21 protein-coding genes are annotated in these 23,472 nt (G+C 32.5%); 15 read left to right on the top strand and 6 right to left on the bottom strand.

The features are described from left to right. Nucleotides 1–596: 596 nt before the first annotated feature. From yjbH to JG554_RS09415, 3 genes are all read right to left on the bottom strand, one after another. Entirely contained in the window at nucleotides 597–1,385 is a 789-nt protein-coding gene (yjbH, locus tag JG554_RS09425; protein ID WP_064209425.1) for a protease adaptor protein YjbH, read from the bottom strand. Nucleotides 1,386–1,401: 16 nt separating this feature from the next. Then, nucleotides 1,402–1,773, bottom strand: a complete 372-nt coding sequence (locus tag JG554_RS09420; RefSeq protein ID WP_064209424.1) for a globin domain-containing protein — start codon at nucleotides 1,771–1,773, stop codon at nucleotides 1,402–1,404. Nucleotides 1,774–1,860: 87 nt separating this feature from the next. After that, nucleotides 1,861–2,445 (bottom strand): CYTH domain-containing protein, encoded by a 585-nt coding sequence (locus JG554_RS09415; RefSeq protein WP_107359987.1) that lies wholly within the window; start codon nucleotides 2,443–2,445, stop codon nucleotides 1,861–1,863. Between the two features lie 189 nt (nucleotides 2,446–2,634). Between JG554_RS09415 and JG554_RS09410 the strand changes: the two genes are divergently transcribed. The 7 genes from JG554_RS09410 to fabI all read left to right on the top strand — a co-directional run bounded on the left by JG554_RS09410 (nucleotide 2,635) and on the right by fabI (nucleotide 9,642). Beyond that, on the top strand, nucleotides 2,635–2,982 hold the full coding sequence (locus JG554_RS09410) for a UPF0738 family protein (protein ID WP_046208063.1): 348 nt from the start codon (nucleotides 2,635–2,637) through the stop codon (nucleotides 2,980–2,982). A 16-nt stretch (nucleotides 2,983–2,998) separates the two neighbouring features. Then, a complete protein-coding gene (locus tag JG554_RS09405; protein ID WP_046208064.1) occupies nucleotides 2,999–3,634 on the top strand; it encodes a GTP diphosphokinase in 636 nt (211 codons plus the stop codon). An 11-nt stretch (nucleotides 3,635–3,645) separates the two neighbouring features. Beyond that, nucleotides 3,646–4,455: an NAD kinase gene (locus tag JG554_RS09400; RefSeq protein WP_019469071.1), complete on the top strand. Its 810-nt coding sequence runs from the start codon at nucleotides 3,646–3,648 to the stop codon at nucleotides 4,453–4,455. Beyond that, nucleotides 4,455–5,309, top strand: a complete 855-nt coding sequence (locus JG554_RS09395) for an RluA family pseudouridine synthase (RefSeq protein ID WP_107359988.1) — start codon at nucleotides 4,455–4,457, stop codon at nucleotides 5,307–5,309. The genes JG554_RS09400 and JG554_RS09395 overlap by 1 nt, the downstream gene beginning before the upstream one ends. A gap of 83 nt (nucleotides 5,310–5,392) precedes the next feature. Then, nucleotides 5,393–6,721 (top strand): magnesium transporter, encoded by a 1,329-nt coding sequence (gene mgtE / locus JG554_RS09390; protein ID WP_151362710.1) that lies wholly within the window; start codon nucleotides 5,393–5,395, stop codon nucleotides 6,719–6,721. Between the two features lie 8 nt (nucleotides 6,722–6,729). Further along, nucleotides 6,730–8,568 (top strand): monovalent cation:proton antiporter family protein, encoded by a 1,839-nt coding sequence (locus JG554_RS09385; RefSeq protein ID WP_064209422.1) that lies wholly within the window; start codon nucleotides 6,730–6,732, stop codon nucleotides 8,566–8,568. 303 nt (nucleotides 8,569–8,871) lie between these two features. Then, a complete protein-coding gene (gene fabI, locus JG554_RS09380; RefSeq protein ID WP_046208068.1) occupies nucleotides 8,872–9,642 on the top strand; it encodes an enoyl-ACP reductase FabI in 771 nt (256 codons plus the stop codon). Nucleotides 9,643–9,727: 85 nt separating this feature from the next. Here fabI and cozEa read toward each other — a convergent pair whose 3' ends face one another. After that, the gene (gene cozEa / locus JG554_RS09375; protein ID WP_064209421.1) at nucleotides 9,728–10,813 is read right to left on the bottom strand and encodes a lipoteichoic acid biosynthesis protein CozEa; all 1,086 of its coding nucleotides are present in this window, start codon (nucleotides 10,811–10,813) and stop codon (nucleotides 9,728–9,730) included. A 336-nt stretch (nucleotides 10,814–11,149) separates the two neighbouring features. On the opposite strand from cozEa, the gene JG554_RS09370 reads away from it, so the two are divergent. The 3 genes from JG554_RS09370 (at nucleotide 11,150) to JG554_RS09360 (ending at nucleotide 14,161) form a co-directional block, all read left to right on the top strand. Then, entirely contained in the window at nucleotides 11,150–12,721 is a 1,572-nt protein-coding gene (locus JG554_RS09370; protein ID WP_046208070.1) for an alanine/glycine:cation symporter family protein, read from the top strand. A gap of 98 nt (nucleotides 12,722–12,819) precedes the next feature. Then, complete coding sequence (locus JG554_RS09365; protein ID WP_107359989.1) at nucleotides 12,820–13,566, top strand: esterase family protein; 747 nt, start codon at nucleotides 12,820–12,822, stop codon at nucleotides 13,564–13,566. 85 nt (nucleotides 13,567–13,651) lie between these two features. Beyond that, nucleotides 13,652–14,161, top strand: a complete 510-nt coding sequence (locus JG554_RS09360; protein ID WP_019469079.1) for a YjcG family protein — start codon at nucleotides 13,652–13,654, stop codon at nucleotides 14,159–14,161. Nucleotides 14,162–14,288: 127 nt separating this feature from the next. Here JG554_RS09360 and ltaA read toward each other — a convergent pair whose 3' ends face one another. Both ltaA and JG554_RS09350 read right to left on the bottom strand, forming a co-directional pair. Continuing rightward, the gene (gene ltaA, locus JG554_RS09355; protein ID WP_064209420.1) at nucleotides 14,289–15,491 is read right to left on the bottom strand and encodes a lipoteichoic acid biosynthesis MFS flippase LtaA; all 1,203 of its coding nucleotides are present in this window, start codon (nucleotides 15,489–15,491) and stop codon (nucleotides 14,289–14,291) included. Next, complete coding sequence (locus tag JG554_RS09350; protein WP_107359990.1) at nucleotides 15,469–16,644, bottom strand: diglucosyl diacylglycerol synthase; 1,176 nt, start codon at nucleotides 16,642–16,644, stop codon at nucleotides 15,469–15,471. The genes ltaA and JG554_RS09350 overlap by 23 nt, the downstream gene beginning before the upstream one ends. A 428-nt stretch (nucleotides 16,645–17,072) precedes the next feature. Between JG554_RS09350 and JG554_RS09345 the strand changes: the two genes are divergently transcribed. From JG554_RS09345 to JG554_RS09325, 5 genes are all read left to right on the top strand, one after another. Continuing rightward, nucleotides 17,073–18,557 (top strand): UDP-N-acetylmuramoyl-L-alanyl-D-glutamate--L-lysine ligase, encoded by a 1,485-nt coding sequence (locus tag JG554_RS09345; RefSeq protein ID WP_107360348.1) that lies wholly within the window; start codon nucleotides 17,073–17,075, stop codon nucleotides 18,555–18,557. Then, nucleotides 18,547–18,786, top strand: a complete 240-nt coding sequence (locus JG554_RS09340; RefSeq protein ID WP_046208074.1) for a YueH family protein — start codon at nucleotides 18,547–18,549, stop codon at nucleotides 18,784–18,786. The genes JG554_RS09345 and JG554_RS09340 overlap by 11 nt, the downstream gene beginning before the upstream one ends. A 12-nt stretch (nucleotides 18,787–18,798) precedes the next feature. Then, a complete protein-coding gene (locus JG554_RS09335) occupies nucleotides 18,799–20,361 on the top strand; it encodes a peptide chain release factor 3 (RefSeq protein WP_046208075.1) in 1,563 nt (520 codons plus the stop codon). A gap of 363 nt (nucleotides 20,362–20,724) precedes the next feature. Continuing rightward, nucleotides 20,725–21,522: a TerC family protein gene (locus tag JG554_RS09330; protein ID WP_046208076.1), complete on the top strand. Its 798-nt coding sequence runs from the start codon at nucleotides 20,725–20,727 to the stop codon at nucleotides 21,520–21,522. A 190-nt stretch (nucleotides 21,523–21,712) separates the two neighbouring features. Beyond that, nucleotides 21,713–23,467 carry a S1C family serine protease gene (locus JG554_RS09325; protein WP_107360346.1) on the top strand — a complete coding sequence of 585 codons (1,755 nt, stop codon included), beginning with the start codon at nucleotides 21,713–21,715 and terminating at the stop codon, nucleotides 23,465–23,467. Nucleotides 23,468–23,472: the final 5 nt, after the last annotated feature.

Below are 23,472 nucleotides of genomic sequence, written 5' to 3'. Positions count from 1 at the left end.
AACAAACATACCCCTTTGTTTGAAGTGAAAAATTTCTCCCATCCCCTTTGTTTAGCGCCGTGTAATCAGACACGGCGTTTTTTTATGTTCATTTTTAAAGACTTTTATATGTATAAGAAATTGAATAACTATTCAGATATTTCAGCATATATTTTGACTGGAATTTTATATAAAACATGAATGTATATTGAAAATAATGATTAACAATTAGCAACTACTAAGCAAGTAATTGCAAGTATATATTATACAAAAAAGTGATTGAGTGATCATAACTAGGAATGATAAATAAAAATGCCAACTTCTTTAATACTCATATAGAAGTTGGCATTTCTTTACTTTTATGAAATTTTGTAATTCTATCTACTATGATATTTGCGTATATTCAAAATGTTTATTTAACTTTTATAAGTTTATGAAACATTTTCTAGATAAATCATTAACCTATATAAAATCTTTTAAAGTCATTTTATTTTGACTTATGCTTTTAGCTTTTGATTCGGAAAGTAAGCATGTTGTATGTCACAAGTTTTTAACCATAAAATATACTACGTTTTATGGTGCAGTATATTGATATAGATATTAACAAAATTAATATTTCAAACTTTTGACTTCCAAAATTTACCTTCTGGTGAGCTAAGTTTTTCTATTTTTTGCTGTAATGCTAATTTTTTCAGCTCTTTATTCAATAATTTTTCAGGCCATTCATAAATAGTCAGTAATTCTTCTTTGGTTACTAATTGTTGTTGATAGATGTAAGTTTCCAAACTTGGTGGGAGTTCTTTTTCAATCGGTGAACCAATCAGTTCGTTTATGATGTACGTATATATGTGATAAGGGTACAAGCCTTCGACTTTTAAACCTTCTTCATGAATATCTTCATTAAAGAATACAAGAGAGGGTGCTTCTTCAATTTCCATTTCTCGAGCGATATGCAAGTCAACTTGTAAGCTTTCCTTTAAAGCACTTTTATGTAAGTCTTCTTTAAAGACTTCATAATCAAGGCCAGCATTACTTATACAATTATTGACCATCTCTTCAGTGATAATATCTCGTTTTGGTATTATCTCATTTTGAACAAGATGGATAAAACGCTCCGCCCGTAATCGACCTTGGAGTTCGGCGGCCTTATAGGCAAGTGCAATATTATCTAAATTTGATGTACTTTGTGCTTGGCATTTTGTTAATACACGTAAAGAAGGGTTTAAAATATGTCTAATACTTATATATTGTTTATACTCAAGTCGTAATTTTGAAAGTATCGCAGACAATTTAAAGCACTCTTTACTGAATGGATCGAAAAAGGAATAAATTTCAATCTTACTCAAAGGTGAAAGATTTGCATCTTCACGACTATTAGCATTTATCAATTTTAATTCTTCAGCCATGTTTTTTCACCTACAATTAATTTTCGGAATTAACCATGTGATTCGCTGTTAAACGTAATCGTTCATATAAATAATCCCCGACGCCTGCAGAAAAATCTGCTTGTTGAATAGCTTTATACATATTTTCAAGCCATGCGTCACGTTCGTATGTTGTTATTACAAATTCCAAGTGTCTTTTTTTTAACATAGGATGACCATGTTCTTCTGTATACAGTTGAGGTCCGCCTAAAAATTGTGTTAAGAATTGTTTTTGTTTTCTGCTTGTTTCTTCAAAATCTCCAGGAAACAAATGATTGATTCTATCATCACGTTTAACCATATCATAAAAATGGTCAATCATTTTAAATAAGGCGTCTTGTCCGATAACCTCGTAAGCTGTTTGAGTCATAGTATCACCATATCCTATTAATATAATACTAATATAACATGAATTTTTACATTTGGAAGTAATTCGACTTCTTAATATTGTGCGCAATTAACTGTTGTTTGATTTACGTTTGCGATTGAAAAATCTTTGGACTTTATTGTTTGGAATTTCATGATTGATATTAAATTGATTAAGAATCGATTTAAATTGAACTAATCCTTCATTATAATCATTTACTTCATATTCAAGTTCAAAGTCCTGGAAATCCAAGTAATAATTTTTATCTAAAACAAGTAGATTTCCGTTAATTTCTTTTTCTATACGTTCGGTAGTTAGGTCTCCTAAGACGATTAATGCATCAATATCTACGTCCATTTTTAGGAGTTGGTTTAAAATATCTTGGGGCAGATCCTGACTTTTGATGTGCTTGTTTAGTTTTGGTTCAACGATTGTATCGAAATTATACTCCATCAAACCAATTTCAGCTGGTACTTTTAACGTCATTTCGTATGCATCATCTTTAACGCGAATTCTCAAAGCTGATTGATGAGATTTTAAATCGAAATTTAATGTGTCGATGTAATAATTAGTTTGACTAAATGGTTTGATATTTAAAAAATAGGTGTTGTATATAGCTTGATAATCGTCTTCAGACAATAACTGTTTAAATTCAATTTCATTATTAGTTGCCACGCGTTACACTCCTTAAATATATATGATAATTCATTTTAAAGGACTTGTAAGTTAATTTAAATTAGATTGCATTATACGCTGAAAATTATTATATTTACGTTAAGTCAATTGATGACATAATAATAGTCATGTAACGTGTTATGTACGTCTTAATTATGTTAAAATAATGAAGAATAAGGAGGAACAAGCATGCGTATTTATGTGAATGAAATTAAAGTAACAGAAGATAGTTTAAAGTGTTATACAGAACAATCTACAGAAGGCTTACAAGAAGCAGGACAAATGCTTGTTGATAGTGATAATTATAGCTTTGCATATATCTTAGATGACGGCCAGTCGTATTCATATTTGATTTTTGTTCAAGAAACTTGGTCGATGCTACATGAAAATAAAAATAAAAAGATTATCGTTAATGATCATTTAGAACTAAAACAATTCGATAGAGAATTTAATTATATATTAGAAAATATTCAAGGTAATTCAAACTATGGTAAGGAGTTTGTTTCTGTTGTGGAAGATACTTTCGAATTAGAGTGAAGCGGAGTGAAGCACAATGAATCAATGGGATCAGTTTTTATCTCCATATAGACAAGCAGTTGATGAATTAAAAGTAAAATTAAAAGGGCTTAGAAAACAATATGATGTAGAAGATAATGCTTCACCGATTGAATTTGTGACGGGTCGTGTTAAACCTATGACTAGCATTATTGATAAAGCAAATAAAAGACAAATCTCATTTGATCGATTACATGAAGAAATGTATGATATAGCAGGTTTGAGATTAATGTGTCAATTCGTCGATGATATCGATATTGTGGTCAATCTCTTGAGACAACGTCAAGATTTCAAAGTAGTAGAAGAACGCGATTATATTAGTAATACAAAACAAAGTGGATATCGTTCATATCATGTAATTATTGAATATCCAATCGAAACACTTAAAGGTGAAAAGTCAATTTTAGCAGAAATTCAAATCAGAACATTAGCCATGAATTTTTGGGCAACAATCGAGCATACTTTGCGGTATAAATATGATGGAGATTATCCGCCAGAAATTCAGCACCGACTAGAACGTGCGGCTGAAGCAGCGTTTTTACTTGATGAAGAAATGTCAGAAATTAAAGAGGAAATTCAAGAAGCTCAAAAATACTATTCCAAAAAACGTGCTAAAAAGCATGATAATGACTAGGAGGTGCAATCATGCGCTATACAATTTTATCTAAAGGTGATTCTAAGTCGAACGCTTTAAAGCATAAGATGATTAATCACATGAAAGATTTTGAAATGGTTGAAGATACGGAAAATCCTGAAATAGTCATATCAGTTGGTGGAGATGGTACTTTATTACAGGCTTTCCATCAGTATAGTCACATGTTATCGAGGTGCGCATTTGTAGGGATACATACTGGACATTTAGGGTTCTATGCAGATTGGTTGCCACATGAAGTAGAGAAATTGATTATTGAAATTAATAATTCAGAATTCCAAGTTATAGAATATCCACTATTAGAAATTATAGTGCGTTATAACGATAATGGATATGAGACGAGATACTTAGCATTAAATGAGGCGACGATGAAAACTGAAAATGGTTCTACACTTGTTGTGGATGTGAATATTAGAGGAAACCAATTTGAACGCTTTAGAGGAGATGGACTGTGTGTGTCAACACCATCAGGTTCTACTGCATATAATAAGGCGTTGGGTGGTGCGTTAATACATCCTTCTTTGGAAGCGATGCAAATCGCCGAAATCGCTTCTATTAATAATAGAGTATTCAGAACGGTTGGGTCACCATTAGTATTGCCCAAACATCATACATGTCTGATTACACCAGTGAATCATGATAAGATTTTAACGACCATAGATCACGTCAGCATAAAACATAAAAATGTTAATGCAATTCAATTTAGAGTGGCAAATGAAAAAATTAGATTTGCTAGGTTTAGACCATTTCCATTTTGGAAAAGAGTACATGATTCCTTTATTTCAAGTGGAGACGATGAATAATGCAATTTACGTATATGATTAGAGACCCTCAAATGCTAAGAACTTTTTTACAGGAGCAAGGGTATTCTAAGAATACAATTAGCGCCATTAAGCATAATGGCGCTTTAATTGTTAATGGACAAGCAGAAACTGTGCGTAAGCAATTACAGAACGGCGATATAGTGGAGGTACATTTAGGTTACGAGACAGCTAGTAATAATTTAATCCCATTCAATAAGCCTTTAAATATTTTATATGAAGATGCATACTTATTAATCGTTTCTAAAAAAGCTTTTCAAAACTGCGCACCATCAAGAGAACATAAACATTTTAGTTTAGCTGAACAAGTTCTAGGTTATTTTAAACAATCAGGACAAAACATCGTACCGCATATTGTCACTAGGATTGACCGAAATACTTCAGGTATTGTTGTGATTGCTAAACATGGTTTTTTACATCATCTGATGTCAAACATACACATTGATAAAACCTATTTATGCGTATGCTATGGTGAATTGCAATCACAAGGAATCATAGATGCACCTATTGCTAGAGATCCTGTTAGTATTATTACAAGACAAGTCAATTCAAATGGTAAACAAGCAAAAACAAAATATAGATGCTTAGACCATAAAAATAATTACAGTTTATGTGAAGTTACTTTATTAACAGGCCGGACACATCAAATTCGCGTCCATCTTCAGCATATAGGACATCCTATTGTGGGTGATGATTTATATGGAGGAGAACATTCGTATTTTAAACATCAGTTGTTACGATGTTTTAAAATATCTTTTATACATCCAATCTATGATCAAAAGATTGAAATACAAGATAAATATGATGCAATAGAAAACATATTTAATATGATATAATTTGAGTAACTATGGAGGTGGGACTTTTGGCAAATGAAAAAGACCAAATCGTTTTAGAAGATGAGCAAGTATATGATCAAGAAATGCTAGATAAATTACTGCATGAAAATCATATTGGTGAATTTAGAGAAGAATTCTTAGCGATGCACACATATGAACAAAGTGAATACTTTGAAGACAGCGATGAAGATATTAGACAAAAAATGTTTGAAGTATTGTCCCCTGAAGAAGTAGCAGATTTCTTTGAACAATTAGAAATTGATGAAGAAGCGTATGAAGCGCTGTTCGATACTATGGATGCTACATATGCTAGCAAAGTGTTAGAAAATATGTCATACGATAACGCAGTAGACATTATGAATCAATTATCTAAGCAGAAAATTGTTAGCTTGTTGACACTGATGAACCGTGAAGATGCAAAAGAAATTAAAGCATTATTACATTACGAAGAGGATACTGCTGGCGGTATCATGACGACGGAATATATTTCTTTAAAATCAACAATGCCAGTGAAAGAAGCTTTAATGCATGTTAAAGAACAAGCGCCAGATGCTGAGACAATTTATGTCATATTTGCAGTGAATGAGCATAAACAATTAGCTGGGGTTTTATCACTAAGAGATTTAATCGTAGCAGAAAATGATGCTTATATAGAAGACATAATGAGCGAACGTGTGATCAGTGCTAATGCTGCTGATGACCAAGAAGATGTTGCTCAGAAAATGCGTGATTATGATTTTATCGCTATGCCAGTTGTCGATTATCAAGATCACTTATTAGGTATTATTACAATCGATGATATCTTAGATGTTATGGATGAAGAAGCGAGTGAAGACTACTCTCGTTTAGCCGGGGTATCTGATGTTGATGCAACCAATGATTCAGTCATTAAAACTGCTAAGAAACGTTTGCCATGGCTAATTATTTTAACGTTTTTAGGAATGATCACAGCCACGATACTTGGATCATTTGAGGATACTTTAGCACAAGTGTCATTATTGGCAGCGTTTATTCCAATTATCAGTGGTATGTCTGGTAATTCTGGGACACAATCACTTGCCGTATCAGTACGTAATATTTCAACTGGTGAAATTGACGAACAAAGTAATTTTAAAGTCGCATTGAGAGAAGCAGGTAGCGGTTTTTTAAGTGGTTTGATTTGTGCTATATTGCTGTTTATTATTATAATGGTGCTTTATGGACAGCCAATTTTAGCTACGATCGTGGCAAGCAGTTTAACAATTGCTATGACAGTAGGTACATTAGTGGGATCAATGATTCCATTGGTTATGAATAAACTAAAAATTGACCCTGCAGTTGCTAGTGGTCCATTTATAACTACAATCAATGATATTGTGAGTATGTTGATTTACTTTGGATTAGCAACTTCATTCATGTCTTACTTATTATAGGGGGTTACATGGAATTTTTATCACTTGTTGTCGTTGTAATGGCAGCATTCCTTACACCGATACTAATCAATAGATTGCGAATTACATTCTTGCCTGTTGTTGTAGCAGAAATATTAATGGGTATTCTTATTGGGCACTCTTTTTTAAACATAGTAGAACGTGATGCTATGTTAAATATTTTATCTACATTAGGCTTTATATTCTTAATGTTTTTGAGTGGTTTAGAAATTGATTTTAAAGCATTTAAAAAAGACAAAGGCGCATTAGAAGATAATGAAAAAAGTAAAGAACCCGGTCATTTACAATTAGCACTTACTGTATTTTTATTTATTATGGTTATTTCAATTGTATTTGCATATGCATTTAAATGGTTTGGTTTAATTGATGATGTTTTATTAATGATTATTATTATTTCTACTATTTCATTAGGTGTTGTGGTACCTACACTAAAAGAAATGAATATTATGCGTACAACTATCGGACAATTCATATTATTAGTAGCAGTATTAGCTGACTTAGTGACAATGATATTATTAACTGCGTACGGAACACTACACGCTTCAGGTGGCACATCACTTTGGTTAATAGGGAGTTTAGTAGTATTTGCGCTTGTTTTTTATTTCCTAGGTGGATTATTTAAGAAAGCACAATTCTTGCAAAAACTGATGGATGGTACAACACAAATTGGTATACGTGCGGTATTTGCGTTAATTATCATGCTAGTTGCTTTGGCGGAAGGCGTTGGTGCAGAAAATATTCTAGGCGCTTTCTTAGCCGGCGTGATTGTTTCTTTACTGGGTCCTGATGAGGATATGGTAGAGAAATTAGATTCCTTTGGTTACGGATTCTTTATTCCAATATTCTTTATCATGGTTGGTGTAGATTTAAATATACCAATGTTAATAAAAGAGCCTTCATTATTACTTATCATTCCATTTTTAATATTGGCCTTTTTAATATCTAAATTAATACCAGTATTTTATATACGTCGATGGTTTGATATGAAAACAACAATTTCTTCAGCTTTCTTGCTAACGTCAACTTTATCGTTGGTTATTGCTTCTGCAAAAATTGCTGAAAAACTTGGAACAATATCATCTGAAATATCAGGTATTTTAATATTAAGTGCAGTTATTACATGTGTTTTTGTACCAATTATATTTAAGAAAATGTTCCCGATGCCTGATGAAGCAACAAGACAGATTGAAGTGAGTTTAATAGGTAAAAACCAATTAACCATACCAATTGCTCAGAATTTAACATCACAACTTTATCAAGTTTCGTTATATTATAGAAATGATTTAAGTGATAAACGTAAATTATCAGATGCAATTTCGATGATTGAAATTGCAGATTATGAAGAACCATTATTAGAGCGTTTAGGTTTATTTGAAAGAGATATTGTTGTTTGTTCTACAAATGATGACGATATTAATAGAAAAGTGGCTTTAATGGCCAAAAGCCATGGTGTAAATCGAGTTATATGTAGGTTAGAAGCGAGTACTGGTGATGAAGGTTTACAAAGTGAAGGTATAGAAGTATTTAGTGGCTTTATGAGTAATAAGATACTCTTGAAAGGTTTAATAGAAACACCAAATATGCTTAATCTTTTAAGTAATGTGGAAACATCTTTATATGAAATTGCAATGCTAAATCATAAATATGATCAAATTCAATTACGTAATTTCCCGTTTGATGGGGATATTATATTTGTGAGAATCATTAGAAATAATGAATCGATTGTACCACATGGTGATACTCAATTACGCTATAAAGACCGTGTCATTGTAACGGGATCTAAAGAGTATGTTGATGAGTTAAAACGTGAATTAGAATTTTATTATTAACATCTATATCTGGGATAGTATTGAAATCCTAAAATATGTATTAATAGGTAGTGAAAGAACAATATGCAAGTTACTTTAAGCTGTTAGTACTGATTAATTGAATGAAGCGTTGGTCAAAATTTCAACTCGAAAGAAAGCAAAAAACGATGAATTCGTTTATAGAATGTAAAATGAATTGTTTAAACAATGAAACCAATGTTAAAATAAAGTTTGTTAGAATTGGCATCGAGCGAAGTGATAGGAAGTATGATTATAACATCTCGAACCAATTTACAATGAAAATTTAAAAAAGGAGTTATTTTCATGTTAAATTTAGAAAATAAAACATTCGTCATTATGGGTATTGCTAATAAACGTAGTATCGGTTTTGGTGTAGCTAAAGTATTAGACAAATTAGGTGCGAATTTAGTTTTTACATATCGTAAAGAACGTAGTAAAAAAGAAATGGAAAAACTTGTTGAACAGTTAGATCAACAAACAATTAGAATGTATCAAATAGACGTACAAAAAGACGAAGATGTTATCAATGGTTTTGCAAAAATTGGAGAAGAAGTAGGTAACATTGACGGTGTTTATCATTCGATTGCTTTTGCTAACATGGAAGATTTAAGAGGTCGTTTTTCAGATACATCTCGTGATGGCTTCTTATTGGCACAAGACATTAGTTCATATTCATTAACAATTGTTGCTAGAGAAGCAAAAAAGATCATGCCTGAGGGTGGTAGTATTGTTGCTACTACTTATTTAGGTGGCGAGTATGCTGTGCAAAATTACAATGTGATGGGTGTAGCTAAAGCGAGTTTAGAAGCAAATGTACGTTATTTAGCATTAGATTTGGGTGAAGATAATATCCGTGTCAATGCGATTTCAGCTGGTCCAATTCGTACACTTAGCGCTAAAGGTGTTGGTGGTTTTAACACAATCATGAAAGAAATTGAAGAACGTGCGCCATTAAAACGTAATGTAGACCAAGAAGAAGTAGGTAAAACTGCAGCTTACTTATTGAGTGATTTTTCAAGTGGAGTTACAGGCGAAAATATCCATGTAGACAGTGGTTATCATATCGTTAAATAATTAAATATCTTTAATTATTAACATATAAAAAGACTATTCGTTTCAACAACTGAAACGAATAGTCTTTTTGTTTTATATCATTATTTCATTCTTTGACGTCACTATTGGCTTTTGCAATAATTTCTTGTCTATAACGGAATACGTTTCTGACAACGGTTTTAATGACAGCATATAATGGAACAGCTATTAAGATTAGACCGAAACCGCCAAGATTACCTGCAGCTAATATCACTACAATAATTGTTAAAGGATGAATACTAAGTGATTTACCCATTACGTTAGGTGTAATCACATTACCTTCTAATTGTTGTGCAATCAGCGTGATAATACATACCCATATAAATGTTGTAGGGCTTTGAATAATTGCAATGACTGCAGCGGGTGCAAATGCCATCCAAGGACCTAAGAACGGTATCATATTTGCTACACATGCAAACATAACGAGTAATAATGTGTAGTTAAGTCCTACAATTGAATAACCAATGTATAAGATAATTCCAAGAATGATACTTACTGTAACTTGGCCTTGAATATAGGATTTAACAGTTTCATTTAAATCTTTCAATAATTCTACAGTGAAAACTTTTCTGTCTCCTTTAAATAGTCTTGCGATGAAAGGGATAAAACGTTCATGATCTTTTAACATATAAATTAAAAAGAACGGAACCATTATCAGTAAGAAAAGTGTTGAAATAAATGATGTTAAGTAACCTAAAGAGTTAGATAAAATATCAGCAGTACTGTCGCTGATAGATTGTACCATTTTATTAATGCGATCTGTTACATCATTAGGCAATCTTTCCATTTGATCTAGAGCGAAATTAATGATGTTTTGAACTTCATGTTGTAATGCAGGTATTTGAGTTACTAAGTTTTCAATTTGTTCTGCAATTAACGGAGCTAATACCCCAATAACAATACTAATAATTATGATTAAGCCTATAAAGATTAGAGTAATGCTACCCCAGCGTGGCACATGATTCTTTTCAAGTATTTTTTGAAAAGGCAAACAAATGTAAAACAAAAAGCCACTCAATAATAATGGCAGTAACACAGATTGAAGGATAATAATGAATGGTGTGAAAATACTATGTACTTCCATAATCAATTTGATTAGTAAAAACAGGATTAATAAAGCGATACCTGTTCTAAACCATACTTTGTTAAGCATAGAATGGTTCCTCCTATAAAACTTTATTTGAATTTATAATTCAGTATATCTTAAAAAAAGATAGAACAAAAGGTAAATTTGTGAAAGTATGTACTTAGTCGCACCGTGTGGTTGACTGCAATTTCAGGTAAGTAACAATTGTTACTCAATAATAAGTAGTACGTTATAAGATAATATAAGTATTAAATATATTAATGTTATTTATATAAAAATTCATAACGCATTATATAAATTGTGAAAATAATAACTTATATAATGCGTTGCGCGGAACATAACATATGTGTATAATATTAAAAAATATCATTTTCTTTAATGGTATAACAAGGGGGATACGTTATGATAGAAGGTTTTTTAACTTGGCTTTATGACATAGTATGGAGCAAACCATTAGTTTATGGTTTGTTAATCACTGGTATATTGTTCTCACTATTTATGAAATTTTTCCAAGTCAGACACTTTAAAGAAATGATTCGACTTATGTTTCAAGGGGAAAAGTCACCAACTGGTATTTCAAGTTTTCAAGCAATCGCCTTATCGTTAGCAGGTCGTGTAGGTACTGGTAATATTGTAGGTGTATCGACAGCAATATTTATTGGTGGACCAGGCGCCGTATTTTGGATGTGGGCTACAGCATTTTTAGGAGCAAGTAGCGCCTTTATAGAATCGACACTAGGTCAAATATATAAACGAGAAGAGAAGGGACAATATAGAGGTGGACCAGCATTTTATATTGAATATGGTATAAAGGGGAAACTGGGCAAAGTATATGGATTGATCTTTGCAATTGTCACTGTAATTTCAGTCGGATTATTATTGCCAGGTGTTCAATCCAATGCTATATCCAGTTCTATGAAAAATGCGTTTCAATTAAATCCATGGGTTGTAGCCATATTTTTAGCAATCATTATCGGATTAATTATTTTTGGGGGAATCAAATGGATTGCTAATGCAGCGACAGCAGTTGTACCATTTATGGCAGTGTTTTATATATTAATGGCGGTTATTATCATTATACTTAATATTGAAGCGGTTCCTGCATTGTTTGCATTAATTTTCAAATCTGCATTTGGCATGCAAGCAGCATTTGGTGGGATTGTAGGTGCAATGATTGAAATAGGAGTCAAAAGAGGTCTTTATTCAAATGAGGCTGGTCAAGGTACTGGGCCACATGCAGCCGCGGCAGCAGAGGTGTCACATCCAGCAAAACAAGGTTTGGTGCAAGCGTTTTCAGTTTACGTTGATACTTTATTTGTCTGTACTGCAACCGCACTAATCATCTTGCTTTCTGGTACATATAATGTAACGGATGGTGGCAATACACCTAGTGATAAAGCGAGTTTGATTAAAGATAATGGTATCTTTGTTGAAATGTCAAATGGAGATAAAGATTATTCTGGTACAGCAATGTATGCTCAAGCAGGTATAGATAAGGCTTTACAAGGCGGAAGTTATCATTTTGATCCATCATTCTCTGGATTCGGATCTTACTTTATAGCAATTGCATTATTTTTCTTTGCTTTTACTACTATATTGGCTTATTACTATATTGCAGAAACCAATATTGCATACTTAACGAGATCTGCAAATTATAGAACTTCCTTTATATTTATCAATATAACTCGTATTGTATTGATATTAGCAACAGTTTATGGCGCAGTGAAAACGGCAGATATAGCATGGTTAATGGGAGATTTAGGTGTAGGCATGATGGCATGGCTTAATATCATAGCGATTTGGCTATTACACAAACCAGCTATAAACGCATTGAAAGATTATGAATTGCAGAAAAAGCGTTTAGGATCTGGTAGAAAAGCGATTTATAAACCAGACCCAGAAAAAGTACCCAATGCTGTTTTTTGGCTAAAAGATTATCCTGAACGCCTTAAAAAAGAGAATATTAACGATTAAAAAATAATATCTTACTTTGCTAAATAAAAAGGAGTCATTTTAAAATATTGCGTCTCTTGATACAATGTCATTAAGACTATGAGGGGGCGCATTATTTTATGGACAATTTTCAAGCAGGACGAATTAATAAAATTAATTTTTCAAGCGACATATTAGATAGAGACATCACACTTTCTATTTATTTACCTAAAGATTTCACAGAATTATTTAAATACAAGGTCGTCTTTTGTTTTGATGGTTTGGATTTTTTTAGCTTTGGTAGAATACACAGAACGTATGAAAAATTATGGGAAGCAAATGAAGTAGAAAGAGCAATTTTTGTGGGTTTTCATTATGAAGATGTTGAAAAAAGAAGAGCAGAATTTCATCCTCAAGGAGCAAAAACAGCACTAACTGTAAAATGTATGGCGAATGAAATTTTACCGTTTATAGACGCTCAATTCCCAACATATAAAGTAGGAAATGGCAGAGTTATTTTAGGTGATAGTTTAGCAGGGAGTGCAGCTTTGATCACAGCCTTATCCTATCCAAGAATTTTTAGCCAAGTAGGTCTATTGAGTCCTCAACATAATGAGGTAATACAAACATTAATTGAACGATGTCAATTTCAAGAACAATTGACGATTTGGCATACAGTTGGATTAGAAGAAAAAGACTTTGCTTTACCAACGACCGGAAAGCAAGCGGATTTTTTAACACCTAATCGCCAGTTGAAATCGATTATCGAAAATAGTGATATTACTTATCACTATGCAGAGTTTGATGGGGGACATAGATGGAAATCTTGGAAACATTTACTAGATGATTTATTAAAATATTTTTTATCAGATAATATTTCTTTTTAATTATCTGTAGGAAATTTAGTTAAAAGTAACGAATTTTTGTGAAATTTGATATAATGTAGTTATGTTAAACAAAGGAGGAATTTAAATGATTTTAGGATTAGCATTAATTCCGTCAAAAGCGTTTCAAGATGAAGTAAATGCATACCGTAAACGTTATGATGCTCACTATGCAACGATTATGCCACACATTACGATTAAAGAGCATTTTAAAATAAACGAAGGTGATCTTGACGCTGTCAAAGAGACAATCAAATCAAGAATCGAGGGGATACCACCGATTGAAGTACACGCGACAAAGGCATCAAACTTTGCGCCAATTACAAATGTAATTTATTTTAAAGTTGCCAAAACGGACAATTTAGAAAAATTATTTAATCAATTCAATAGTGGTGATTTTTATGGTCGTCCAGAACATCCATTTGTACCACATTTTACAATTGCACAAGGCTTGACTAGTCAAGAGTTCGAAGACATTTTTGGTCAATTGAACTTAGCGGGTATTGACTATAAAGAAGCAATTGAGCAACTTTCTTTAGTTTACTATGATGAAAGTGCAGAAAAATGGAAAGTATTAGAGAATTTTAATTTTGCATAATTTTTTTATATAAAATTATCATTTTAATCGATGATAATATTGAAATTTTAAAAGCGTCGCTATCATATTTTTAGATAATTTCTAAAATGATAGCGACGCTTTTGTATGTTGAAACGTACTCATATACTTAAGTGTGATTGTGTTGTTTTTTATTTTTAATAAAATACAAGCCATAAAATATTGCTAAAAATAAGAACACTAATGCTGAAAAATAAAATGTATTATTAACAGATTTAGAGAATTCTGTAATTAAACCACCTACGAGTGGACCAATCATAGACCCGAAACCTTGAACACTATTGAACACGCCCCAAGTCTCTTCTTGTTCATCCATATGGATATGACTAGCCATAAAAGTATTCCATGCAGGTAATAAGATACCATACATTAGGCCAATAAATAATGCTAAGCCCCAGACTAGTTTAATATCTGTAATAATAGATAAAGCAAATATCATTATAGTGTATAAGACAAAACCACCAAAAATGATACTGTACATAAATAATGTTCCATTTTTATCTATAATTTTAGATAAAAATAGCATAGAAATGGCACAACCTATACCACCAATGATAATTGCTATTGTATATTCTACGGTTGAAACGCCGACAACTTTTGTCGCATATGTAGGTAATATTGGGACTAAGGCGGTGATTGAAGCACCTTGTAATAAAATACCTGGAAATAGAATGAGGTGACGTTTGGTCACGTTTACAATTTGTCCTAATTGTTGCTTTACAGGTCTTGTATTGTAGTTAGTAAGCCTGATTTTAACGAAATAGTATAAAATCCATGCAATCAATACGACTAATGACATCATAAACGCAAAGCGTGTTGGGTGGAATTTAAAGATTAAGTTCATTCCAACCATCCCGACTAATAAGCCTAGTAGCCAAGAGAAATAGACATATCCCATTTGTTTACCACGGTTATTTTCATCAACACTTGCAAGCATAATGACCCAAATCGGACTCACTGCGATACCTAGTAATATCGCACTTGTGATTAATACGATTGGTGATGTAGGAAACCAAATGACTAAAAACAAACTACCAAAAGCTAATAAAAATCCAAGTGTTAAAACAAGTTTAGTACCTAAGCGTTTAAGTAAAAAACCAATGACAAAGTTTGTTGTTGCATCAGCAATAAAGTGAATAGAAATAGCGATAGATGTAACACCTACCGCAATAGAAGTTGCCGTTGGAAGTAAGGCTAAGTAACTCAATACATACATACCTCTAGCAAACTCCATTAAAAATAAAATAATCAACATAATAATAAAATTTGTGCTTGAATTGTAGTTAGTATTATTTAACGAAGAGCTTTGCATATAAAGGAACCTTTCCATAAACTTCTTCATAACGTGTCGAATGGTCTAGAAGTTCTAACAAATCTTTGCATAATTTATATGTTGAATATGGAATGCGCGATTCACTCATTGCTTCAGACATTTCCACTAGTGAAGTTGGATGATTTGTTAATGAGGCTACTTGTTGTATAGCTTCATCGGGTGAATAAGCGATTCTACCATAACCTTTTTCTTCAAAATAGAGCGCGTTTTCTAACTCTTGTCCTGGCGCAGGATCTAAGAAAATCATTGGTATTTGTCGCGTTAGTGCTTCAGAAATAGTGATGCCACCTGGTTTTGTTATCATCAATTGACTTGAAGCCATCCATTCATTCATTTGTTTTGTATAACCTAAAATCAGTACGTTATCATAATTTTTAAATTGGCTAGATAATGTGCGCTTCAAATCTTTGTTTTTACCACAAACCATGACGACTTGCGAGTGTGGACTTTTAGTCAAAATATCGCTAATCATTTGATCGAATCCTTTAGAAACACCAAAAGCACCTGCTGACATAAGGATTGTTGGTTTGTCAGGATTCAAATTATTTTGACGTAACCATGCAGATTGGTCGATATCTTGTTCGAATTTATCAGAAATTGGAATGCCTGTAACCTTTAATTGATTTCTTGGAATGCCTAATTCAGCAAATTCATCTTTTAATTCCTCAGTTGCCAAATAATATCGTTGAGAATGTGGTGTAACCCAATTCTTTTGTAATCTATAATCTGTCATAACTGTGGCAATGGGAATATTCATATCAAATTGCTCAGTTAATACAGACATCACTGGCGTAGGGAAAGTAAGTAGAATTAAATCTGGCTTTTCTTTTAGTAATAAATTAATTAATTTATTCAAACCATAATATTTGTAGAAACATTTGTCTATTTGGTCAGGTTTACTATAGTAAAAAGACTTGTACATATTTCTGAAGTACTTAAAGCTATTGATATACCACTTTTTACATATAGAAGTCAAAATTGGGTGAGCTTCTAAAAATAAATCATGTTCAATGACAGTTAAATTGTCTAGATTCATTTCGTTGAATTGGTTTACTACGCTTTGAGTAACCTGTAAATGTCCGTTACCAAAAGAACCAGTAATAATCAATATTTTTTTGTTACGAGTAACCATTTTGAGTCACCCTCCAATAGTATAAATTTAGCTCATGCTAAGTTTAACGCATTTTGTTATCATGCGAAAGAAAAAACATAATTAATAGAGATTATATCATTTTACAAACGCATAGAAAATAATTCATACTTATTTTTAAAAATTATATCATGATAAATTTAGATTGTTCTATATTTATACCATACCACGCATGCTTTTAAAATAAGTCATCTTAAAAGAAATTAAACAAATAAAAAGAAAATCTACATAATTAATTACATATGATTAACATTTTAAATCTAGTTTATACTTACGGTAATTATAATGTTTTTAAATAAAAACGAAAAAATATATAATGGTAGAGAAAAGGCAAAATGCAATATTAGTTTCTATAAAATCACTTGAAAATGTGTATAATAGAAGTATTGGAAATAAAGGAGCGGTTAATGTTGAATGCAAACGAGTTGTTTAAAAAAATTAGAGTTAAACAAGTGATTGGAACATTAGATATGAATGTGAATGATATAACAACGGACTCGCGTACAGCTAAAGAAGGCAGCATATTTGTTGCTTCTAAAGGTTATACCGTCGATAGTCATAAATTTTGTCAAGATGTGGTGAATCAAGGCTGTAAAGTTATTGTGGTAAATCATGAACAACTGTTGAAAGGTGATGTAACGCAAGTTATCGTTCCTGACACGTTGCGTGTTGCTAGTTTACTCGTAAATGTATTATTTAATTATCCAAGTAAACAACTTACTACATATGGTGTTACCGGGACAAATGGCAAAACATCTATAGCAACAATGATACACCACATATATAGAAAATTAGGTAAAGGTAGTGCTTATTTAGGTACAAATGGTTTTCAAATTAACGAAGAAAAATCTAAAGGTACAAATACAACTCCTGAAACAGTTGCGTTGACGAAAAAAATTCATGAAGCTGTAGAACAACAAGCACAAGCTATGACTTTAGAAGTATCAAGCCACGGATTATCATTAGGACGCTTAAGTGGTGTTAATTTTGATGTTGGTGTGTTTTCAAATTTAACGCAAGATCATTTAGACTTTCACGGTACAATGGAAGCTTATGGTCATGCCAAATCATTATTATTCAGCCAGTTAGGTGAAGATTTATCAAAAGAAAAGTATGTTGTTTTAAATCAAGATGATGAATTCTCAGAATATTTAGCTTCAGTTACACCTTACGAGGTGTTTACGTATGGCATCAAAGAACATGCACAATTTAAGGCTGAAAATATTCATGAGTCTTTACAAGGTGTAACATTTGATTTTAATACACCTGAAGGTACATTTCCTGTGAAGTCACCATATGTAGGCATTTTCAATGTCTCTAATATTATGGCAGCAATGATAGCTGTTTGGGCAAAAGGTGCTACTTTAGAAGAAATTATTCAAGCGGTAGAAAACTTAGAACCAGTTGAGGGTCGACTTGAAGTTTTAGACCCAAAATTACCAATTGATTTAATTATAGATTATGCACACACAGCAGATGGTATGGATAAACTTATAGATGCAGTGAAACCTTTTGCAAAACAGAAATTGATTTTCTTGTGTGGAATGGCTGGAGAAAGAGATATGGGGAAAACACCTGAAATGGGTCGTGTCGCTTGTAGAGCGGATTATGTTATTTTTACGCCTGACAATCCAGCAAATGATGATCCAAAAAAATTAACAAGTGAACTTGCTAAAGGCGCAACGCATAGTAATTATGTTGAATTCGAAGATCGTGCGGAAGGGATTCGTCATGCTATTGAAATTGCTAATCCTGGTGATACAGTTGTCTTGGCGTCAAAAGGGCGTGAGCCTTATCAAATTATGCCTGGTCATGTAAAAGTACCGCATCGAGATGACTTAATCGGTTTAGAAGCGGCTTATAAAAAGTTTGGCGGTGGTCCTGTTGAAAATTAAGCCTATAAGTCTGAATGGTGTAACAGTTCGTAGTTATATTTATAAAAATGATGACGCTGATGTCTTACTTATGGCAATACCAGACCTCAATTGGTCATTAGAAATTGATACTTCATTAAATGATGATGATATCAAGGAGGAACTTGTGATACACTTGTTTACGTTACTTGATGAGTCAACAGCAGTACAAATTGCTGATGATATTGGTCAATCGATATTTGAGAATTAAAGGAGAGAACAAATGAGTATAAAGGAAGAAGTAGAATCCAGAAAAACTTTTGCGATTATTTCACATCCTGATGCTGGGAAAACCACATTAACAGAAAAGTTACTGTTATTTGGTGGGGCAATAAGAGAAGCAGGGACCGTAAAAGGTAAAAAGAGCGGTAAGTTTGCGACAAGTGACTGGATGAAAGTTGAACAAGAACGTGGTATCTCAGTAACGAGTTCAGTGATGCAATTTGATTATGATCATTATAAAATCAACATTTTAGATACGCCAGGGCATGAAGACTTTTCCGAAGACACATATCGAACATTAATGGCAGTGGATAGTGCTGTAATGGTTATAGACTGTGCAAAAGGTATTGAACCTCAGACTTTAAAACTATTCAAAGTTTGTAAAATGAGAGGTATTCCTATTTTTACGTTTATCAATAAGTTAGATAGAGTAGGAAAAGAGCCATTTGAATTGTTAGATGAAATCGAGTCTACACTGGAAATCGAAACGTATCCTATGAATTGGCCAGTGGGTATGGGACAAAATTTCTTTGGTATCATTGATCGAGATACACATACGATTGAGCCATTTAGAGATGAACAAAATGTACTACATTTAAATGATGATTATGAACTGGAAGAAGATCATAATATTAAAAATGATAGCGCCTTTACACAAGCAATCGAAGAATTAATGTTGGTAGAAGAAGCAGGAGAAACATTTGATAATGAAGCTTTGAGAAATGGTGATTTAACACCAGTGTTCTTTGGATCAGCATTAGCGAACTTTGGTGTAGAAAATTTCTTAAATGCTTATGTTGATCATGCACCTATGCCAAGTGCACGACAAACGAAAGAAGATATTGAAGTTACACCTTACGATACGGATTTTTCAGGCTTTATTTTCAAAATTCAAGCCAATATGGATCCCAAACACAGAGATAGAATTGCTTTTATGAGGGTAGTTAGTGGCGCTTTTGAACGAGGTATGGATGTTACCTTACAAAGAACGAAAAAGAAACAGAAAATAACACGTTCGACTTCGTTTATGGCTGATGATAAAGAAACAGTTAATCACGCAGTTGCTGGAGATATCATAGGTTTGTATGACACAGGTAATTACCAAATTGGAGATACATTAGTAGGTGGCAACCAAAAATTCAGTTTCCAAGAATTACCGCAGTTTACACCAGAATTATTTATGAAAGTTTCTGCCAAAAATGTCATGAAGCAGAAGCATTTCCATAAAGGAATTGAACAATTAGTTCAAGAAGGCGCAATTCAATACTATAAAGCATTGCATACCAATCAAATTATTATTGGTGCGGTAGGTCAGTTACAATTTGAAGTATTTGAACATAGACTTAAAAATGAATATAATGTCGATGTCATCATGGAACCAGTTGGTCCAAAAATTGCAAGATGGATTGAAAATGAAGAAGATATTAAAGATAAAATGAGCTCTTCTCGTTCTATTCTTGTTAAAGATGTTTATGATAATTACGTTTTCTTATTTGAAAATGAGTTTGCAACGAGATGGTTTGAAGAAAAATTTCCAGAAATTAAATTATACAGTTTGTTATAATATGATTAATTGTGTATAATACTATATTATTAATAGAATACCTATGACTTTGTAGTCGGAGGGGAGTAACTCAACTGTTTTTAAAGAGATATATGAGATAGTAATATTTTTGTGAAATGTCTGTTTTATATATCTTTTTAACATAGTCATTTTGTCGTCATTACGAAACGTTAAACGTTTCCGGTAAAATGGGCAGAAAAATACTGTCGAGTGAGACCTTTGCTTATAAATGTTACAAACATACAAAATATATAAAGCTAAAAGTTTAATTTACTATAGGCGTGTATATGATCGAAAATGTGTGTAGCATTTACTTAGCTTAGGTCTCTATTTTTATGTAAAAAACTAAAGGAGTTGTCCTAAATGGATCCGAGTTTAATTTTACCTTATTTATGGGTTCTAGTAGTACTGGTATTTTTAGAAGGATTATTAGCAGCAGATAATGCTGTCGTAATGGCAGTCATGGTTAAACACTTGCCTCCAGAACAACGTAAAAAAGCATTGTTTTATGGACTGTTAGGTGCATTTATTTTCCGTTTTATTTCTTTATTCTTAATAAGCATCATCGCACATTTTTGGTGGATTCAAGCATTGGGTGCAATTTACCTATTATACATGTCCATTAAGAATCTTATATCATTCTTTAATGAAAAAGATCACCAAAAAGAAGATGGTACGGATGACCACCATTATGATGAGTCAGGTGAGGAAATACATGCAAGTCCAAAAGCATTTTGGGGCACAGTATTAAAAGTAGAATTTGCAGATATTGCCTTTGCGATTGACTCTATGTTAGCTGCACTTGCTATTGCAGTAACTTTACCTACTGTTGGTATACACTTTGGTGGTATGGACCTTGGACAGTTTGCAGTCATGTTCTTAGGTGGTATGCTAGGCGTAATCATCATGCGTTTTGCAGCCACTTGGTTTGTAAATCTATTGAATAAATATCCTGGTTTAGAAGGTGCTGCATTTGCAATTGTCGGCTGGGTAGGTATTAAATTAGTAATAATGGTGTTAGCGCACCCAGATATTAAAATATTACCGGAACACTTCCCACACAGTGTATTATGGCAATCTATTTTCTGGACGGTTATGATTGCACTTGTGATTATTGGTTGGTTAACTTCTGTTAAAAATAATAAAAAAGAACATAAATAATATAAATAAGTCTGAGCATAAAAACTATGTCTCAGGCTTTGTTTTATTTTTCATGAGATAAAGTTAGAATTTTTTAATAAAAGAGACTATAATCTGTAGTATGCTAACTTTATATGACAAAATAAAGCAGAAAAATTATATTTGATATGTCATAATAGAATTGCAATCAAAAGTAATAGGGGGGCTTATTGTGACGCAAAATAAAAAACATGTCATCCCAAAAGTAAAGTATGGACGCAAACGACGTGAGTACTTTCATAACGAGGAACGGGAACAACGTGTGCAACAAGAACGTCAAGCTAGAAAACAGCGTGAAGAAAAGGCTGAAATACTTGCTAAAAATAATGAAGAGCGTGTGAAAGAAAATTTAAGAAAAGCACGTATTGAAAAGCTTACACAAGAAGAAATTCAGCAACAACAAGCCATTGCTGCTGCGCGGAACTCAAAACATACACCAGAGAGAACAGAAAACGATGAGTCAACCTCAGCGGACAATATCAATCATCCATACAATGAAAACGAGAACATAGCGGATGAAAAAAATAATATAAATTCAAAATCATCACATGTTGAGAATGTGGATCAAAATAACAGTGCACAATCAAATGAACAACATGTCCCAGCTGAAAAACAGCAGGAAGAAAACTTTTACTCAGAGAATGCACAACAATCTAGAGTCGATGATTATTTGAGTAATGATGAACAAACATCTTTCCAAATGAAGCACCAAAAAAGTGCCAGTGAACATTCGAATCGTAACAATGAAACTAAGCATGAAAGCACAGCTAATACTTCTGATAAAGTTAAGGCTTTCTTTATTGAACATTGGGCTAAAATTTTAATTGTTGTTGCAGTTATTGTTTTACTTACACTCATACAAGCTATATTCAAAAATGTTGATGAAAATGGTACTTCAAATGATAGCGTGTTTAACGATAATCAAAATAAAGATAAAGCTTATACAACAACAATGAAAAGTGCAAACATTGCAATTCATTCAGTAGTAACTGTTGAAAATGATACAAGTGATGATAGAACTTCTGCCGAAAAAGAGACACAAGAAGCAGGTAAAGAAAATGAATTAGGTTCAGGTGTCGTCTACAAAAAAGTGGGCGACTCTATTTTTATTATGACCAACGCACATGTGGTTGGAGATAAAAAAGAACAGAAGATTACATATGGTAATGATGACTATGCGATTGGAAAAGTTGTTGGCACGGATAAGTATTCAGATATCGCCGTTGTTAAAGCTAAAGTAAAATCGGATAGTAAAGTGAAACCAATTAAAATAGGCGATTCCAGTACTTTAGTACTAGGTGAACCAATTATAGTCGTAGGAAACCCTCTAGGTGTAGATTTTAAAGGAAGTATTTCTGATGGTATTATTTCAGGTTTGAACAGACACATACCAGTGGATATCAATAAAGACGATCAATATGATGTGTTAATGAGTGCTTTCCAAATAGATGCACCTGTAAATCCGGGCAACTCAGGTGGAGCCGTGATTGATAGAAATAGTAAGTTAGTAGGTATAGCATCCTTGAAAATAGATATGGATAATGTTGAAGGTATTGCCTTTGCCATACCGGTCAATGACGCTGAAGACATTGCCAAGCAATTAGAAGATAAAGGTGAAGTTAAATATCCTAATACAGGTGTGAAGATTGCTAATATTAGTGAGGTTGATGAAGCTACCAAACAATCTATTAATTTACCAGAAGATGTTAAAAAAGGCGTGCTAGTAGGTGATGTTAAAAAAGATTCATTAGGTGAAAAATCCGGGTTGCAAAAAAATGATGTCATAGTAGAATTAGATGGTAAAGCATTAGAAGATAATCTTAGATACAGACAAATTATTTTTAATCATAAAGATGATTTAAAAACGCTACCAGCTAAAATATATAGGGATGGTAAAGAAAAGGATATTAAGATTAAACTGAAGTAACGTTG

It is taken from the genome of Staphylococcus sp. 11-B-312 (assembly GCF_016743055.1).
GTDB lineage: Bacteria > Bacillota > Bacilli > Staphylococcales > Staphylococcaceae > Staphylococcus > Staphylococcus ureilyticus.
The sequence above is the reverse complement of the archived record's forward strand: the minus strand, read 5'-3'. Positions and strand labels throughout refer to the sequence as shown.

Bases quoted from the DNA above. Each gene is read 5' to 3' on its own strand.
- ltaA (WP_064209420.1), bottom strand. From the start codon at position 15,491: ATGCAAAGCTCTTCGTTAAATAATACTAACTACAATTCAAGCACAAAT.
- JG554_RS09335 (WP_046208075.1), top strand. From the start codon at position 18,799: ATGAGTATAAAGGAAGAAGTAGAATCCAGAAAAACTTTTGCGATTATT.
- JG554_RS09395 (WP_107359988.1), top strand. From the start codon at position 4,455: ATGCAATTTACGTATATGATTAGAGACCCTCAAATGCTAAGAACTTTT.
- JG554_RS09400 (WP_019469071.1), top strand. From the start codon at position 3,646: ATGCGCTATACAATTTTATCTAAAGGTGATTCTAAGTCGAACGCTTTA.
- JG554_RS09410 (WP_046208063.1), top strand. From the start codon at position 2,635: ATGCGTATTTATGTGAATGAAATTAAAGTAACAGAAGATAGTTTAAAG.
- yjbH (WP_064209425.1), bottom strand. From the start codon at position 1,385: ATGGCTGAAGAATTAAAATTGATAAATGCTAATAGTCGTGAAGATGCA.
- JG554_RS09360 (WP_019469079.1), top strand. From the start codon at position 13,652: ATGATTTTAGGATTAGCATTAATTCCGTCAAAAGCGTTTCAAGATGAA.
- JG554_RS09385 (WP_064209422.1), top strand. From the start codon at position 6,730: ATGGAATTTTTATCACTTGTTGTCGTTGTAATGGCAGCATTCCTTACA.
- JG554_RS09365 (WP_107359989.1), top strand. From the start codon at position 12,820: ATGGACAATTTTCAAGCAGGACGAATTAATAAAATTAATTTTTCAAGC.
- mgtE (WP_151362710.1), top strand. From the start codon at position 5,393: ATGCTAGATAAATTACTGCATGAAAATCATATTGGTGAATTTAGAGAA.
- JG554_RS09330 (WP_046208076.1), top strand. From the start codon at position 20,725: ATGGATCCGAGTTTAATTTTACCTTATTTATGGGTTCTAGTAGTACTG.
- JG554_RS09350 (WP_107359990.1), bottom strand. From the start codon at position 16,644: ATGGTTACTCGTAACAAAAAAATATTGATTATTACTGGTTCTTTTGGT.
- fabI (WP_046208068.1), top strand. From the start codon at position 8,872: ATGTTAAATTTAGAAAATAAAACATTCGTCATTATGGGTATTGCTAAT.
- JG554_RS09405 (WP_046208064.1), top strand. From the start codon at position 2,999: ATGAATCAATGGGATCAGTTTTTATCTCCATATAGACAAGCAGTTGAT.
- JG554_RS09370 (WP_046208070.1), top strand. From the start codon at position 11,150: ATGATAGAAGGTTTTTTAACTTGGCTTTATGACATAGTATGGAGCAAA.
- cozEa (WP_064209421.1), bottom strand. From the start codon at position 10,813: ATGCTTAACAAAGTATGGTTTAGAACAGGTATCGCTTTATTAATCCTG.
- JG554_RS09420 (WP_064209424.1), bottom strand. From the start codon at position 1,773: ATGACTCAAACAGCTTACGAGGTTATCGGACAAGACGCCTTATTTAAA.